Below are 15,536 nucleotides of genomic sequence, written 5' to 3'. Positions count from 1 at the left end.
GATGTAGTGTCGAGGCCGGTCTCAGAGGGTCAGCTCGTAGGTGAGCAGCGTGATGTCGTCGAGCTCGGGCAGCGGGTTCCAGTCCCGCCCGGGCGTGCGGGCGAAGCCCAGGCGCCCGTAGAGCCGGTGGGCGGTGCGCATCGTCCGCTGGGTCGACAGCACGACGCGTACGCAGCCCTCGACGGCCCGGGCACGGTCGACGCAGGACCGCACCAGGGCCTCGCCGACGCCGCGTCCCCGCGCCTCGCGGGCGACGGCGAGCATCCGTATCTCGGCCTCGCCGGGCCGGGCGATGTCGGCCATGGTGCCGCCGCAGGGCACGAAGGTCACGCCGCCCAGGACCCGGTCGTCCGCGGTGGCGACCAGCACCTCGGCGGCCGCCGCCCGCTTGGCCACGTCCCGCAGTTCGCCCAGGTACGCGTCGCTCTCGCCGAAGTCGAGGAGGCCGTCCCGGAGGTACGCCTGTGCGGTGAGCTCGCCGAGGGTGTCGTACTCCTCGGCCGCCGCCCGCCGGATCACGAAGTCCATGGAGCCGAGTGTGCCCGACGGGTACGACGACGGGCCGCCGGATTTCTCCGACGGCCCGTTCGCGAAGCGGGATCAGTGCGAGGAGCCCGCCGTGGCCGGGGGCAGCTCGACCTGGACGCCCGGGTCGCCCGCGTCCGCCGTGTAGTCGCCCGGCTGGGTCTCGTCGACGCCGTCGGGCGCCTTGACGGCCTTCAGGACGAAGGTCAGGACCACGGTGACCAGGACGTTCAGCACGAAGGCGGTGAGACCGATGTAGCCGATCTCGCCGATGCCCGGGATCTCCTTCGAGGAGCCGCCGAAGTGCGCCTGCGTCGGTGAGGCGACCCCGTACGCGGCGGCCGTGCCGTAGACCATGCCGACCGCCCAGCCGGCGAGCAGCGCCCAGCGGTGGAACCAGCGGGTGAACAGGCCGCCCACCAGCGCCGGGAAGGTCTGCAGGATCCAGATGCCGCCGAGCAGCTGGAAGTTGATCGCGACCGTCTTGTCCATGCCCAGGACGAAGATCAGCGCGCCCACCTTCACCAGCAGCGACACCAGCTTGGAGACCTTGGTCTCCTGCTCGGGGGTGGCGTCCGGCTTGATGAAGTCCTTGTAGATGTTGCGGGTGAAGAGGTTCGCGGCCGCGATCGACATGATCGCCGCCGGGACCAGCGCGCCGATGCCGATCGCCGCGAAGGCCACGCCCGCGAACCAGTCCGGGAACATGTCCTCGAACAGCTGCGGGATCGCCAGCTGGCCGTTCTGCACCTTCACACCGGCCGCGATCGCCATGAAGCCCAGCAGCGCCAGCAGGCCGAGCATCAGGGAGTACAGCGGCAGGATGGTGGTGTTGCGGCGGATCACCTCACGGCTGCGGGAGGACAGCGTCGCGGTGATCGAGTGCGGGTACATGAACAGCGCGAGCGCCGAGCCGAGCGCGAGCGTGGCGTACGTCCACTGGCTCGCCTCGCCCGGCACCACCGCCCCGCGCGGCTTCCCGGTCGCCTCGTTGGTCTGGCCGAAGGCCTCGCCCGCCTTCGCGAAGATGTCGTTGAAGCCGCCCAGCTTGATCGGGATGTAGATGATCGCCACCGCGATCACGATGTAGATCAGCGTGTCCTTCACGAACGCGATCAGCGCGGGCGCGCGCAGACCCGACGAGTAGGTGTACGCCGCCAGCACACCGAAGGCGATCAGCAGCGGCAGGTCCTTGACGAACCAGTTGGTGTCCTCGCCGCCGCCGACCCCCATCACGTCCAGGACGGCCTGGATGCCGACCAGCTGGAGCGCGATGTACGGCATCGTGGCGAGGATGCCGGTGACGGCGACCGCGAGCGACAGGCCCTTCGAGCCGAAGCGGCCGCGCACGAAGTCCGAGGTCGTCACGTAGCCGTGCTTGTGGGAGACCGACCACAGGCGGGGCAGGAAGGTGAAGATCAGCGGGTACACCAGGATCGTGTACGGCACCGCGAAGAAGCCGGACGCGCCCGCCGCGTAGATCGCCGCCGGGACGGCCACGAAGGTGTACGCCGTGTAGAGGTCGCCGCCCAGCAGGAACCAGGTGACCCAGGTGCCGAACGAGCGGCCGCCGAGGCCCCATTCGTCGAGGCTGTGCTCGTTCTCGGCCTTGCGCCAGCGCGCGGCCAGGAAGCCCATCGCGGTGACGAGCACGAAGAAGAAGATGAAGACGGCGAGTGCGACGCCGTTCACGCCGTCGTTCACTGGGCCCCGCCTTCCCGGCGGGCGCGCTGGTCACGCTGCCAGAGCTTGTACGCGATCACCGTCAGCACGGTGGAGATCAGCACCCACGCCATCTGGTACCAGTAGAAGAACGGGATGCCGATGAACGCCGGGTCGGTCTTGGCGTACGAGCCGACCCACAGCATGGCGACGAACGGTGCGACAAGACAGAGGGCGATGACGACGCGCACCGGCGTCACCGTCGGCCCTCTGTTCACTTCCGGGGCTTGTGACATGCGTGGCTCCGTCCCCTCACGATCACCTGGTGCAGTGCGCACGAAATGTAGGTGACGGTGTCAAGAGAGCGGAAGACCTCGTCCGTATATCGGTCCCCAAACGCAATGTCGCATCCCACGTGGGGGTGACGGGCCCTGTTCCGGCGGTCCGACGGCCCCTAGTCCTGGGGGCGCTTCAGCCTGGCCACGAACTTGTAGCGGTCGCCGCGGTACACCGAGCGGACCCACTCCACCGGCTGGCCCGTGCGGTCCAGCGAGTGCCGGGAGAGCATCAGCATCGGCAGGCCGACGTCGGTGCCGAGCAGGCCGGCCTCGCGCGGGGTCGCCAGCGAGGTCTCGATGGTCTCCTCGGCCTCGGCGAGATGGACGTCGTACACCTCGGCGAGCGCGGTGTAGAGGGACGTGTACTTCACCAGCGACCGGCGCAGCGCGGGGAAGCGCTTCGCCGACAGATGGGTCGTCTCGATGGCCATCGGCTCGCCGTTGGCCATGCGCAGCCGCTCGATGCGCAGCACCCGCCCGCCCGCCGTGATGTCCAGCAGCCCGGCGAGGCGTTCGTCGGCGGTGATGTAGCCGATGTCCAGCAGCTGCGAGGTGGGTTCGAGGCCCTGGGCCCGCATGTCCTCGGTGTAGGAGGTGAGTTGCAGGGCCTGCGACACCTTGGGCTTGGCGACGAAGGTGCCCTTGCCCTGGATGCGCTCGAGGCGGCCCTCGACGACCAGCTCCTGCAGGGCCTGGCGCACGGTCGTGCGGGAGGTGTCGAACTCCGCGGCCAGGGTGCGCTCGGGCGGGACCGGCGTACCCGGCGCCTGTGTCCGGGTCATGTCGAGCAGATGCTTCTTCAGGCGGTAGTACTTGGGCACGCGCGCGGTACGGACGGTCGCCCCACCCTCGTTCTCCGCACTGCTGACGTCGGTGCTCATGCTCTGCCTTCCCGGCTCCGGGTGCCGAAGCGACCGACATCCCCTATCGGCCACGGCTCACATCGTGGCACGGGTTGGTGCCGGGAGGAGGATCCCGCACGCTCCGTGATCCCTTCTGTATACCTTCGAGACCCCCGTTGGTCTAGTCCACAGCGCCGCCCGGGCCCGTTGGTACGTCCCCTCCGGCCGCCTCCGCGGCCCGCTCGGGCGGAAGTGGTACACCCGGCCCCGGTCCGTCCGATGTGTCGCTTGCGCAATGAAAGGTCCCTGCATATCTCGGTCCCATCACGGACGCCCGGAGCGCGCTTGAACACCCTTGACAGCCCTATTGGTCTGGGCCAAGCTCCCCGTACTGGTCTACACCATTGGTCCAGGTCCCGGCCCCAAGGGCGGTCCGCGTCGACGAGCAACCGCGGGGAGGCAGGGGGGTTTTGTGGCATCCCTGAGGAGGGTGGCGTGAAGCGCAAGCTGATAGCCGCGATCGGTATCGCGGGCATGATGGTCTCGATCGCGGCGTGCGGGGGCGACGACGGCGACGACGGCAAGAAGGCCGGGGCGGACGGCTACGCCGGCCAGACGCTGACCGTGTGGGTGATGGACGGTTCCTCGCCCGACCAGTGGCAGGCGGACCTCGCCAAGGAGTTCGAGGCGAAGACCAAGGCCAAGGTCAAGTTCGAGGTCCAGAAGTGGAACGGTATCCAGCAGAAGCTGACCACCGCTCTCTCCGAGGAGAACCCGCCCGACGTCTTCGAGATCGGTAACACCCAGACCCCGGCCTACGCCAAGACCGGCGGCCTGGCGGACCTGAGCGACCTCAAGAGCAGCATCGGCACCGACTGGTCCGAGTCCCTCAACAAGTCCGCCGTCTTCGAGGGCAAGCAGTACGCGGCCCCGTGGTTCGTGGTCAACCGCGTCGTCGTCTACAACAAGAAGATCTGGGCGGACGCGGGCATCAAGGACACGCCCAAGACCCGCGACGAGTTCTACAACGACCTCAAGACGATCGGCGAGAAGACCGACGCCGAGCCGATCTACCTGCCCGGCCAGAACTGGTACCACTTCGTGGGCCTGGTCGTCGGCGAGGGCGGCGAGCTGGTCAAGAAGGACGGCGACAAGTACGTCTCCAACCTGGACGACCCGAAGGTCGCCGCGGCCACCGAGACCTACAAGAAGTTCCAGGCCCTCTCCAAGGCGCCCAAGGACAAGGACGAGGCCACCCCGCAGCAGGGTGAGGTCTTCGCCAAGGGCAAGACCGGCGCCTTCATCGGCATGGGCTGGGAGGGCGCCTCGGCGATCGCCGCCAACCCGGCCATCGAGAAGGACCTCGGCTACTTCACCATCCCGGGTGCCACGGCCGACAAGCCCGAGGGCGTCTTCCTCGGCGGCTCCAACCTGGCCGTCGCCGCGGGCAGCAAGAAGCAGGAGCTGGCCAAGGAGTTCCTGAAGCTCGCGCTCTCCGACAAGTACGAGGGCGGGCTGGCCAAGGCCAACGGCGTCATCCCGAACAAGGAGTCGCTGCAGAGCAACCTGCAGGGCAACGCGGCCGCCGAGGCCGCCGCGCCGGCCTCCGCCGGCGGTGACACCACGCCGCTGATCCCGGAGTGGGCCGCGGTCGAGAACGACCCGAACCCGATCAAGACCTACCTGACGGCCGTGCTCAAGGGGAAGTCCCCCGCCGACGCCGCCAAGCAGGTCGAGGGCGAGTTCAACAAGCGCCTGGCGCAGCAGCAGTAACACCGGGTGAGCGGGGCGGGGGCCGGCACGCGACGGCCCCCGCCCCGGCTTGAGCTGGACAGGTCGAGAAGAAGAGAGACCGCGAGCATGACCGTGCAGACCGAACGGCCGCCCCGAGGCCCGTCGGACGTCCGCAAGGCGGACGGCGGGAACACCGGCCAGGCGAAACCGAGAGCCGCGTCCCGCGCCGGCGCGCTCGTCCCGTACCTCCTGCTGCTGCCGGCCTGCGCGGCCACCGTGCTGCTGCTCGGCTGGCCGCTGGTGAAGGACGGACTGCTGTCCTTCCAGAACCTCAACATGGCGCAGCTGATCCAGCACGTCACCGAGTGGACCGGCTTCGACAACTACAAGGAGGTCCTCACCGGCGAGGACTTCTGGCGCGTCACCCTCCGCTCCATCGTCTTCACCGCGGTCAACGTCGTCCTCACCATGGTGCTGGGCGGCCTGATCGGCCTGCTGCTCGCCCGCCTCGGCAAGGCGATGCGGTTCACGCTGATGATCGGCCTGGTGCTGGCGTGGGCCATGCCGGTGGTCGCCGCGACCACCGTCTACCAGTGGCTCTTCGCCCAGCGCTTCGGCGTCGTCAACTGGGTCCTGGACAAGCTCGGCTGGCACTCCATGGCCGACTACAGCTGGACCGGCAGCCAGTTCTCGACGTTCTTCGTCGTCACCGTCCTGATCGTCTGGATGTCCGTCCCGTTCGTCGCGATCAACCTGTACGCGGCGACCACCACCATCCCCGGCGAGCTGTACGAGGCCGCCGCCCTCGACGGGGCCGGCGTCTGGCGCAGCTTCACCACGGTCACGATGCCGTTCCTGCGGCCGTTCCTCTACGCGACGACCTTCCTCGAGGTCATCTGGATCTTCAAGGCGTTCGTCCAGGTGTACACGTTCAACGGCGGCGGCCCCGACCGTCTCACCGAGATCCTGCCCGTCTACGCCTACATCGAGGGCGTCGGCAACCAGCACTACGGCATGGGCGCGGCGATCGCGGTCCTGACCATCCTGATCCTGCTCGGCCTGACCGCGTACTACCTCAGGATCGTGCTCAAGCAAGAGGAGGACGAGCTGTGAAGCGCTCGCTCTTCGGCCGCCTGTGGCCCAACGTCACGGCCGTCGTCCTGTTCATCGGCCTCGTCTTCCCCGTGTACTGGATGTTCGCCACGGCCTTCAAGCCGACCGGCGACATCATCTCGGAGGACCCGGTCTGGTTCCCGACCGACATCACCTTCGAGCACTTCAGGACCGCGGTCGACGCCGACCACTTCTGGACGTACGTCACCAACTCGCTCGTCGTCACCGTCTGCGCGGTCGTCTTCTCGCTGATCATCGCGCTGGCCGGCGCCTTCGCCCTGGCCCGCATGCGGTTCAAGGGGCGGCGCGGCTTCATCGTCGGCTTCATGCTGGCCCAGATGGCGCCCTGGGAAGTCATGGTCATCGCCATCTACATGATCGTGCGCGACGCGTCGATGCTGAACAGCCTCGTGCCGCTCACGCTCTTCTACATGATGATGATCCTGCCCTTCACCATCCTGACGCTGCGCGGCTTCGTCGCCGCCGTGCCGAAGGAGCTGGAGGAGTCCGCGATGGTCGACGGCTGCACCCGCGCCCAGGCCTTCCGCCGGGTCATCCTGCCGCTGCTCGCGCCGGGCCTGATGTCCACCTCGATGTTCGGCTTCATCACCGCCTGGAACGAGCTCCCCCTCGTCCTGGTCGTCAACAAGGAGGCTGAGTCCCAGACCCTGCCGCTGTGGCTGACCAGCTTCCAGACGGTCTTCGGCGACAACTGGGGTGCGACCATGGCCGCCTCGTCCCTCTTCGCCATCCCGATCCTGATCCTCTTCGTCTTCCTCCAGCGCAAGGCCGTCAGCGGCCTGACCGCCGGCGCCGTGAAGGGATAACGCCACCCGATGACGACAATCGCCAGCGGCACCGACACGCTCACACGCGACGCGCTGACCGTCCTCCAGCCCGGTTTCACCGGCACCACCGCCCCCGACTGGGTGCTGCGCCGCCTCGGCGAGGGGCTGGCCTCCGTCGGCCTGTTCGGGCGCAACATCGCCTCGGACGAGCAGCTGGCCGCGCTCACCGCCCAGCTGCGCGCCGAGCGCGAGGACGTGCTGGTCGCCATCGACGAGGAGGGCGGCGACGTCACCCGCCTCGAGGTGCGCACCGGCTCGTCCTTCCCCGGCAACCTCGCCCTCGGCGCGGTGGACGACGTGGGGCTCACCCGGCAGGTCGCCGCCGAGCTGGGCCGCCGCCTCGCGGCCTGCGGCGTCAACCTGAACTGGGCCCCGTCCGCCGACGTCAACTCCAACCCCGGCAACCCGGTCATCGGCGTGCGCTCCTTCGGCGCCGGCACCGACCTGGTCGCCCGGCACACCGCGGCCTACGTCACCGGGCTGCAGTCGGCGGGGGTGGCCGCCTGCACCAAGCACTTCCCGGGCCACGGCGACACCGCCGTCGACTCCCACCACGCCCTGCCGCGCATCGACGTGGACGCCTCGGTGCTGGCCGAGCGCGACCTGGTGCCCTTCCGCGCGGCCATCGCCGCCGGCAGCCGCGCGGTGATGAGCGCCCACATCCTGGTCCCGGCCCTGGACCCGGACCGTCCGGCAACGTTGTCCCCCCGCATCCTGACCGAGCTGCTCCGCGGCGAACTGGGCTACGACGGTCTGATCGTGACCGACGGCATGGAGATGCAGGCCATCGCCGGCACCTACGGCATCGAACGCGGCAGCGTGCTGGCCGTCGCGGCCGGTGCCGACGCGATCTGCGTGGGCGGCGGTCTCGCCGACGAGGAGACCGTACGACGCCTCGGCGACGCCCTGGTGGCGGCGGTCCGCTCGGGGGAGCTGTCCGAGGAACGCCTGGTCGACGCGGCCGAACGGGTACGCGCCCTGGCCCGCTGGACGGCCGGGGCCCGGGACGCCGCGCGGTCCCTGCCCGCCGACGGCGAGGTGGGCCTGCGCGCGGCCCGCCGCGCCCTGCGCGTCACCGTCACCGAGGGCTTCACCCCCCTCACCGAAGCGCCGTACGTCGCCGCGCTCACCCCGGGCGCCAACATCGCGGTCGGCGACGAGACCCCCTGGGGCGTCGCCGCCGAGCTCGGCCGGCTGCTCCCCGGCACCGAGACCGGCAGCTTCGCCGGGGCGGGCGCCGGCGACGAGGTGCTCGCGGCGGCCGGCCCGCGCCGTGTCGTGGCGGTCGTGCGCGACGAGCACCGCCACCCCTGGATGGCGGCGGCCCTCGACGCCCTGCTGGCGGCCCGGCCCGACACGATCGTGGTCGAGATGGGCGTCCCCGGAGCCGAGCCCCGCGGCGCCCTGCACGTGGCCACCCACGGCGCGGCCCGGGTCTGCGGCCGGGCGGCCGCGGAGGTCGTCGCGGGCGCCTGATCCAGGTGTCCGCCGGCCCGTCACGACGAAGGCGCCGCACCCCCCGGTCGGGGGGTGCGGCGCCTTCCGCCTTCGGGCCCGCAGGGGGTGGGCGCGGGCCCGGGGATCAGATGCCCTGCCAGTCGGGCTTGTGGGCGTAGGTGTGCCGGAAGTAGTCGGCGAGCTTCAGCTTGGAGGCGGCGGCCTCGTCCACGACGACCGTGGCGTGCGGGTGCAGCTGGAGCGCGGAGGCCGGGCACACGGCCGCGACCGGGCCCTCCACGCTCGCGGCGACCGCGTCCGCCTTGCCCTCGCCGGTGGCCAGCAGCACCAGGTGCCGGGCCTCCAGGATGGTGCCGATGCCCTGCGTGATCACGTGGTGCGGGACCTGCTCGATGTCGCCGTCGAAGAACCGGGCGTTGTCGACGCGGGTCTGCTCGGTCAGCGTCTTGATCCGGGTCCGCGAGGCGAGCGAGGAGCACGGCTCGTTGAACCCGATGTGCCCGTCGGTCCCGATCCCCAGCAGCTGGAGGTCCACCCCGCCGGCCTCGCCGAGCGCGCGGTCGTAGGCCTCGCACGCGGCCTGCACGTCCACGGCGGTACCGTCCGGGCCGAGGAAGGCGTCCATGCCGATCCCGAGCGGCTCGAGCACCTCGCGGCGCAGCACCGAACGGTAGGACTCCGGGTGGTCCGCCGGCAGCCCCACGTACTCGTCGAGCTGGGCGATCCGGGCCCGCGCGGTGTCCACGGAGCCCGCGCGCACCCGGGCCGCGAGCGCCTCGTACACGGGCAGCGGCGTCGAGCCGGTGGCCACCCCGAGCAGGGCGTCGGGCTTGCGCCGCAGCAGCTGCGCCATGGCCTCGGCGATGAGCTCGCCGCCCGCCGCGGCGTCGGGAACGATGACAACTTCCACGCTTGCCTGCCGTTTCGAAGTCAGGGGCCCACCCGGTGCCCGGGAATGGCTATGTGGTTTAGACCAATCTAACAGAGGAGGGCCCCACAGGCGCTCCGAAACGGCGGCCCGCCCCAGGTGTGCGCCGGCGCGCACCGCCGGGCGGGCGGAAATTGTCGCGGCCGTCCGGCCCCGCTCGTGGGCCAACAGGGTTAGGCTTCAGGCGACCGCCCGGACGTCCGGGCGGCGTCGGAACACGACAACTGCAAAGACCGTCCACCGCATGGACACGGCTAGTGGTCTAGTCCACAATGGACACCAGACACCGGCCGCGACACTCACGCGAGAAGACGTCGGGCTTCCGCCTTCCCCGCACAGGAGGGCGGACCGAGGAACCGGAGCTCTCTGCCCTGACTGCCCCGGCTCCTCACCCTTCGGCCGCACGGGACCGCACACCCCACGGCCGATGTTGCTCCGGGCTGCGGTGCCGGGAGGGTTGAGGGTCCCTCCCAGGCGCCGCGGCCCGCGGGTGTCTCCGGGCCCCTGACGCGGCGGAATCTGGCCGATTTCGATCGCTGTCCGTACCGCCAGGTACGCTCGGCCACGTGCCCTCCATGAACGAACTCGTACGCCAGCACACCGCCCTCGACGACTCCGACCTCGAGTGGCTCCACCTGCTGGTGTCGGAGTGGCAGCTCCTCTCCGACCTCTCCTTCGCCGACCTGGTCCTGTGGGTCCCCACCCGCGACGGCACGCGCTATGTGTCCGTCGCCCAGATGCGGCCCAACACCGGCCCGACCTCGTACCAGGACGACATGGTCGGCCACCTCGTCCCGCGCGGCCGGCGCCCCATGCTGGACGTCGCGCTGGACGAGGGCCGGATCGTGCGCGAGGGCGACCCGGAGTGGCGCGAGGAGGTCCCGGTCCGCGTCGAGTCCATCCCCGTGCGGCGCCAGGGGCGCGTCCTCGGCGTCATCGCGCGCAACACCAACCTCCTCACCGTGCGCACCCCGAGCCGCCTGGAGCTCACGTATCTCCAGAGCGCCTCGGACCTCGCGCAGATGATCGCCGCGGGCGCCTTCCCGTTCGAGAACCAGCAGGTCGACATGGACGCCTCGCCGCGCGTCGGCGACGGCCTGATCCGCGTCGACGGGGACGGCATCGTCCAGTACGCCTCCCCGAACGCGCTGTCGGCCTACCACCGGATGGGCCTCGCCGCCGACCTCGTCGGCCACCACCTGGGCCGGACCACGGCCGAACTCGCCCCGTCCCGGGGCCCGGTGGACGAGGCGCTCGCGAAGGTGGCCAGCGGCTGGGCACCGCGCGAGTTCGAGATCGAGGCGCACGACGGGGTGATCCAGTTCCGCGCCATCCCGCTCAAGCCCAAGGGCACCCGCATCGGTTCGCTGGTGCTCCTGCGCGACGTCACGGAACTGCGCCGCCGCGAGCGGGAGTTGATCACCAAGGACGCCACCATCCGGGAGATCCACCACCGGGTGAAGAACAACCTCCAGACGGTGGCCGCCCTGCTCCGGCTCCAGGCCCGGCGCATCGGCTCGGAGCGCGGTCGCGAGGCGCTCGAGGAGGCGGTACGCCGCGTCGGCTCGATCGCGATCGTCCATGAGACGCTGTCTCAGAACCTGGACGAGCGGGTGGAGTTCGACGAGATCGCCGACCGCGTGCTGGCCATGGTCGCCGAGATCTCGCCCGGCAAGGTGACCGGCCGGCGCACCGGCCGCTTCGGCATCCTGGACGCCGAGGTGGCCACCCCGCTGTCGATGGTGCTGACCGAGGTCCTGCAGAACGCGCTGGAGCACGGCTTCCGCGAGGGCGACACCGGCACGGTCGAGGTCTCCGCGGTCCGCGGCGGCACGCGCAAGGATTCGCGGCTGCTGGTCACCGTCCAGGACGACGGCGTCGGCCTGCCCGAGGACTTCGACCCGCACCGCTCCGGGAATCTCGGACTGCAGATCGTCCGCACGCTGGTCGAGGGTGAGCTGGGCGGCACCTTCGACATGGTCCCGGCCCCCGAGCGCGGCACCAGTGTGATCCTCGACATCCCGGTGCCGGCGGGGAAGTAGGGCAGGGGGGTCCAGGAGCGAGCGGGGCGGAGCCGGGACGGCGCGGGACCGCAGCCGGGACAGCAAAAAGCCCCGGACCGGTGAAGGTCCGAGGCCAGTGCTCATGCGATGCGGGGGAGCATCGGGGTACTGCGCGCTGCGGCTCGGGGGCGGGAGTTGCGTACTCGCTGTACGCGCCGCCAAGCTCAGGCTGTCAGCAGGGGTGACTGGTCAGGCGGAGGCCTGACGAGCCCGGTTGCGGGCGGCACGGCGCTTCATCGCGCGGCGCTCGTCCTCGCTGAGACCACCCCAGACGCCGGAGTCCTGACCGGACTCGAGCGCCCACTGCAGGCACTGCTCCATGACAGGGCAGCGACGGCAGACGGCCTTGGCTTCCTCGATCTGCAGCAGCGCGGGACCGGTGTTGCCGATGGGGAAGAAGAGCTCGGGGTCTTCCTCGCGGCAAACGGCGCGGTGACGCCAGTCCATGGCTGCTACCTCTCCTTGGTATGACTGTGCAGGGTGCTTGTGAATGTGAACGCTTTCACGAATCCCTCAACAAGGGAAGGGCCTACCGCCAGGTTCCCGGCGTGGTCCTTGGGTTTGAAGAGGGGTTCCGGTGATCTGTGGAGGCTGGTGTTGCGGGCCGTCCCGATCGCCAAGAAGAGACTCGCAAACCTCGGCGGTGGATACAACCCCTTCCGGAAAGTTTTTTTTGATTCTTCGGTGTCGACTAGGTCACAGCCGTACTTCTATGGGGTGGACCCTGGCCTAAACGTTCGAGTGAAAGGACTTTTGCCGGTTCTGCTCACACAATCACACGCAGTGCACGGCGTACGCCTGTGAACGTCACGCTCGTTCGCAGCCCCAGGTGGTCACCGTCCATCTGGAGGGGGAGGGGCACCTTCGAATGCAAGGTGAAGTCACTCAGATCGTGCAGGGAGACGGCATGCTTCCCACGGGGGCCGCGCTCGGGGGACGAAGTGAGCAACTGGGTGCCATACCGGGCAACCGCGGCGGTCGAGAGCCGGCTCAGTCCGAACACATCCAGCCCCGTGTCGAACGACGCCTCGGGCGAGGCGTAGATCGGGCGGTTGCCGAGGAACGTCCACGGGCAGGTGTTCGAGACTATGGACAGCACCAGATCCGTCACCGGATCCTCACCGGCGCGCTCCAGCGTGATGGTGCCGCTGCGGCGGTGCGGCTCGCCGATGAGCTGGCGCACCACCTGGCGGACGTAGAGGGCGTGGGTGGACTTCCTGCCCTGCTCGCGCCGCTGCTCGACGCGCCCGACCACGCCGGCGTCGAAGCCCAGTCCGGCGTTGAAGGTGAACCAGCGGGCCGGCACGGCCTCGTCCTCCGTGCCCGGTGTGCCGGAGGCCAGGCCCAGCCCCACGGTCCGTTCGCTGCCCTCGCGCAGTGCGTCCAGCAGGGCGCCGGTGGCCTCCACCGCGTGGTTGGGCAGGCCGAGGGCGCGGGCGAAGACGTTGGTGGAGCCGCCGGGGACCACCGCGAGACCGGGCAGGTGCTCCGGGTCGGGTCCGGCGTGCAGCAGGCCGTTGACGACCTCGTTCACCGTGCCGTCGCCGCCGAGGGCGACCACCAGGTCGATGTCGTCGCTCTGCGCGGCCTGCCGGCCGAGGTCACGCGCGTGGCCGCGGTACTCGGTGGTGACCGCCTCCAGCTTCATCTCACTCGCGAGCGCGTGGATGAGCACGTCGCGCGTGCGCGCGCTCGTGGTGGTTGCCGCCGGATTGACCACGAGAAGTGCACGCATGCTGTGCAGGGTACCTACTGGGCGGTACCCCGGCCCAGACCGAGGTGGGGATCGGGCCGGACACCCGCGCGGGCCCGGCCCGCGGGCACCGGCGCCCTGCGGGCTACCCTTCTGGGGTGAGCAGTGAGCAGAACCCCACGCCCGGAGCCGAAGCCGCCGACGAGGCGGGGCCCCGTCCCGGCCGCCTGACCGCCGCGGCCGCGCTCGCCGCGCTGGAGGGCCTGGCGCTCGTCGTCGGTGGCGTCTGGATGCTCGTGGAAGGGCTCACCGGACACCCCGCCGACCGGACCGCCGCCGTCACCGGCGGCGTCACCCTGATCGTCCTCGCCCTGCTGCCGCTGCTCGCCGCGCGCGGACTGCTCGCCCGGCGGAGCTGGAGCCGGGGACCCGCCGTCATGACGCAGCTCATGGCGCTCCCCGTGGCCTACAACCTGCTGCAGGCCGACAGCGTGGCCATCCCGGCGGGAATCGCGCTCGCCGCCGTGTCCGTCGCGTCGCTTGTCCTGCTCGTGAACCCCACGACGACCCGGGCCCTCGGCATCCGCGGACCCGGCCGCGTCGAGAAGTAGTCGAGAAGTAGTCGAGAAGCAGTCGAGGAACGACCGGCGCGACCGGCGTCGTGGCGGCTACTCCTCGACCAGCAGCTTCTCCCGTAGCTGCGCCAGCGTGCGCGCCAGCAGCCGCGACACGTGCATCTGGGAGATCCCGACCTCCTGCGCGATCTGCGACTGGGTCATGTTGCCGAAGAAGCGCAGCAGCAGGATCCGTTTCTCGCGCGGCGGCAGGTCCTCCAGCAGAGGCTTGAGCGACTCCCGGTACTCGACGCCCTCCAGCGCCTCGTCCTCGGCGCCGAGGGTGTCCGCGACCGCCGGCGACTCGTCGTCGGTGTCCGGGACGTCCAGGGACAGCGTGGAGTACGCGTTGGCCGACTCCAGGCCCTCCAGGACCTCCTCCTCCGAGATCGACAGCTTCTCGGCGAGCTCGTGGACCGTGGGGGAGCGGCCGTGCAGCTGCGAGAGCTCCGCCGTGGCCGTCGTCAGGGCCAGCCGCAGCTCCTGGAGCCGGCGCGGGACGCGCACCGCCCAGCCCTTGTCCCGGAAGTGCCGCTTGATCTCGCCGACGACCGTCGGCGTCGCGTAGGTGGAGAACTCCACCCCGCGGTCCGGGTCGAAGCGGTCGACGGACTTGATCAGCCCGATGGTGGCGACCTGGGTGAGGTCGTCCAGGGGCTCGCCGCGGTTGCGGAAGCGGCGCGCGAGATGTTCGACGAGGGGGAGGTGCATGCGCACCAGCCGGTTGCGCAGTTCCGCGTACGCGGGGCTGTCCTTCTCCAGCGTGCGCAGCTCGAGGAACAGGGCGCGCGCCCCGCTGCGGTCCTGCGGGTCGTGCCGTGTGCCCTGCGTGCCGCGCGCGCCCGGCGCCCGGTCGTGGGAGTGTCGCTCGTGCTCGCTCATCGTCTCGCCCGTCGCCCTTTCCCGAGCCCTCGCCTCCGCTCGGCCGGGCCGGGCGGGCGTGCTCCCGGTCCGGCCGGCCGTGGGCGTGCTCCGCACGACACCGCCCCCGCTCCCGGTCCCCGGAGGGGTGTCGTCCTCCGGGTGCGGCCGGGCCTGCTCGGGAATGCCGTCGATGCCGTCCACCGTGTGTGGGGCCTCGTTCTCCGAACGAGCGCCCTCGGCCGACAGCCCTCGTGTGCCGCGTTCTTCGTCCCGCACCGGCCCGTCCCCGTTCCTCACGTCGGCCCGGGTCCCGCGCCGCGCTGTTTGTAGAGGCTGATCGAAACGGTTTTGTCCTCGTCCACGGCGGAGGAGACCTTGCCCGCGAGAGCGGACAGGACGGTCCAGGCGAAGGTGTCCCGCGAGGGGGCGTGACCGTCCGTGGTCGGCGCCGAGACAGTGACTTCGAGCGAGTCGTCGACGAGGCGGAAGACGCAACTGAGCACCGAGCCGGGCACGGCCTGCTGCAGCAGGATCGCGCAGGCCTCGTCCACTGCGATGCGCAGGTCCTCGATCTCGTCGAGGGTGAAGTCCAAGCGGGCTGCGAGGCCGGCCGTCGCCGTACGCAGCACCGACAGGTAGGCACCCGCGGCCGGCAGCCGGACTTCCACGAAGTCCTGGGTCGCGGGCTCGCCTGCGATCTGGGACACCCTCACCTCCAAGGTGGTACAAGCGTTACAGGGCCGAGGGTCGCCCCTCGGGGTAACGCGACACGTGGTTCAGCGGTGACGTTATCGCGCTCCGGACATCTCTGTCCCCGAGACCCCAACCCCTTGCTGTCACTCATAGTAAACACC

Annotated in this window: 15 protein-coding genes; 6 read left to right on the top strand and 9 right to left on the bottom strand. The window is 70.5% G+C overall.

All coding sequences use genetic code 11. The features are described from left to right. Positions 1–21 precede the first annotated feature (21 nt). From AB0E77_RS21865 to AB0E77_RS21850, 4 genes are all read right to left on the bottom strand, one after another. On the bottom strand, positions 22–528 hold the full coding sequence (locus AB0E77_RS21865; RefSeq protein ID WP_361573130.1) for a GNAT family N-acetyltransferase: 507 nt from the start codon (positions 526–528) through the stop codon (positions 22–24). A 72-nt stretch (positions 529–600) separates the two neighbouring features. Then, positions 601–2,229, bottom strand: a complete 1,629-nt coding sequence (mctP, locus tag AB0E77_RS21860) for a monocarboxylate uptake permease MctP (protein ID WP_361573128.1) — start codon at positions 2,227–2,229, stop codon at positions 601–603. Next, positions 2,226–2,483 (bottom strand): DUF3311 domain-containing protein, encoded by a 258-nt coding sequence (locus AB0E77_RS21855; RefSeq protein WP_361573126.1) that lies wholly within the window; start codon positions 2,481–2,483, stop codon positions 2,226–2,228. Before AB0E77_RS21855 ends, mctP begins: the two co-directional genes overlap by 4 nt. 158 nt (positions 2,484–2,641) lie before the next feature. Then, entirely contained in the window at positions 2,642–3,406 is a 765-nt protein-coding gene (locus AB0E77_RS21850) for a GntR family transcriptional regulator (RefSeq protein WP_239762586.1), read from the bottom strand. Positions 3,407–3,862: 456 nt separating this feature from the next. Between AB0E77_RS21850 and dasA the strand changes: the two genes are divergently transcribed. The 4 genes from dasA to AB0E77_RS21830 all read left to right on the top strand — a co-directional run bounded on the left by dasA (position 3,863) and on the right by AB0E77_RS21830 (position 8,538). Then, positions 3,863–5,140 carry a N,N'-diacetylchitobiose ABC transporter substrate-binding protein DasA gene (gene dasA / locus AB0E77_RS21845; protein ID WP_361573124.1) on the top strand — a complete coding sequence of 426 codons (1,278 nt, stop codon included), beginning with the start codon at positions 3,863–3,865 and terminating at the stop codon, positions 5,138–5,140. An 87-nt stretch (positions 5,141–5,227) separates the two neighbouring features. Beyond that, entirely contained in the window at positions 5,228–6,214 is a 987-nt protein-coding gene (locus tag AB0E77_RS21840) for a sugar ABC transporter permease (RefSeq protein WP_361573122.1), read from the top strand. Continuing rightward, on the top strand, positions 6,211–7,041 hold the full coding sequence (locus AB0E77_RS21835; RefSeq protein WP_361573120.1) for a carbohydrate ABC transporter permease: 831 nt from the start codon (positions 6,211–6,213) through the stop codon (positions 7,039–7,041). The genes AB0E77_RS21840 and AB0E77_RS21835 overlap by 4 nt, the downstream gene beginning before the upstream one ends. Before the next feature lie 9 nt (positions 7,042–7,050). Continuing rightward, the gene (locus tag AB0E77_RS21830) at positions 7,051–8,538 is read left to right on the top strand and encodes a glycoside hydrolase family 3 protein (protein WP_361573118.1); all 1,488 of its coding nucleotides are present in this window, start codon (positions 7,051–7,053) and stop codon (positions 8,536–8,538) included. 106 nt (positions 8,539–8,644) lie between these two features. Here AB0E77_RS21830 and nagB read toward each other — a convergent pair whose 3' ends face one another. Continuing rightward, positions 8,645–9,430 carry a glucosamine-6-phosphate deaminase gene (gene nagB / locus AB0E77_RS21825; RefSeq protein ID WP_361573116.1) on the bottom strand — a complete coding sequence of 262 codons (786 nt, stop codon included), beginning with the start codon at positions 9,428–9,430 and terminating at the stop codon, positions 8,645–8,647. A 593-nt stretch (positions 9,431–10,023) separates the two neighbouring features. Here nagB and AB0E77_RS21820 point away from each other — a divergent pair. Continuing rightward, positions 10,024–11,490, top strand: coding sequence for a PAS domain-containing sensor histidine kinase (locus tag AB0E77_RS21820; RefSeq protein ID WP_361573186.1), 1,467 nt, complete (start codon positions 10,024–10,026; stop codon positions 11,488–11,490). Between the two features lie 210 nt (positions 11,491–11,700). On the opposite strand, the gene AB0E77_RS21815 is transcribed toward AB0E77_RS21820, so the two are convergent. Both AB0E77_RS21815 and AB0E77_RS21810 read right to left on the bottom strand, forming a co-directional pair. Then, positions 11,701–11,958, bottom strand: a complete 258-nt coding sequence (locus AB0E77_RS21815) for a WhiB family transcriptional regulator (RefSeq protein ID WP_003973730.1) — start codon at positions 11,956–11,958, stop codon at positions 11,701–11,703. 319 nt (positions 11,959–12,277) lie between these two features. After that, the gene (locus tag AB0E77_RS21810) at positions 12,278–13,246 is read right to left on the bottom strand and encodes a diacylglycerol kinase family protein (protein WP_361573114.1); all 969 of its coding nucleotides are present in this window, start codon (positions 13,244–13,246) and stop codon (positions 12,278–12,280) included. A gap of 116 nt (positions 13,247–13,362) precedes the next feature. Between AB0E77_RS21810 and AB0E77_RS21805 the strand changes: the two genes are divergently transcribed. After that, positions 13,363–13,815, top strand: coding sequence for a hypothetical protein (locus AB0E77_RS21805; protein ID WP_361573112.1), 453 nt, complete (start codon positions 13,363–13,365; stop codon positions 13,813–13,815). A gap of 57 nt (positions 13,816–13,872) precedes the next feature. On the opposite strand, the gene AB0E77_RS21800 is transcribed toward AB0E77_RS21805, so the two are convergent. Continuing rightward, on the bottom strand, positions 13,873–14,958 hold the full coding sequence (locus AB0E77_RS21800) for an RNA polymerase sigma factor SigF (RefSeq protein WP_361573110.1): 1,086 nt from the start codon (positions 14,956–14,958) through the stop codon (positions 13,873–13,875). A 17-nt stretch (positions 14,959–14,975) separates the two neighbouring features. Beyond that, complete coding sequence (locus tag AB0E77_RS21795) at positions 14,976–15,389, bottom strand: anti-sigma regulatory factor (RefSeq protein WP_003973726.1); 414 nt, start codon at positions 15,387–15,389, stop codon at positions 14,976–14,978. Positions 15,390–15,536 lie beyond the last annotated feature (147 nt).

It is taken from the genome of Streptomyces sp. NPDC032940, from assembly GCF_040636935.1.
In the GTDB taxonomy this organism is placed as follows: Bacteria; Actinomycetota; Actinomycetes; order Streptomycetales; family Streptomycetaceae; genus Streptomyces.
Note: the sequence above shows the minus strand (reverse complement) of the source record. Positions and strands in the feature narration are given on the sequence as shown.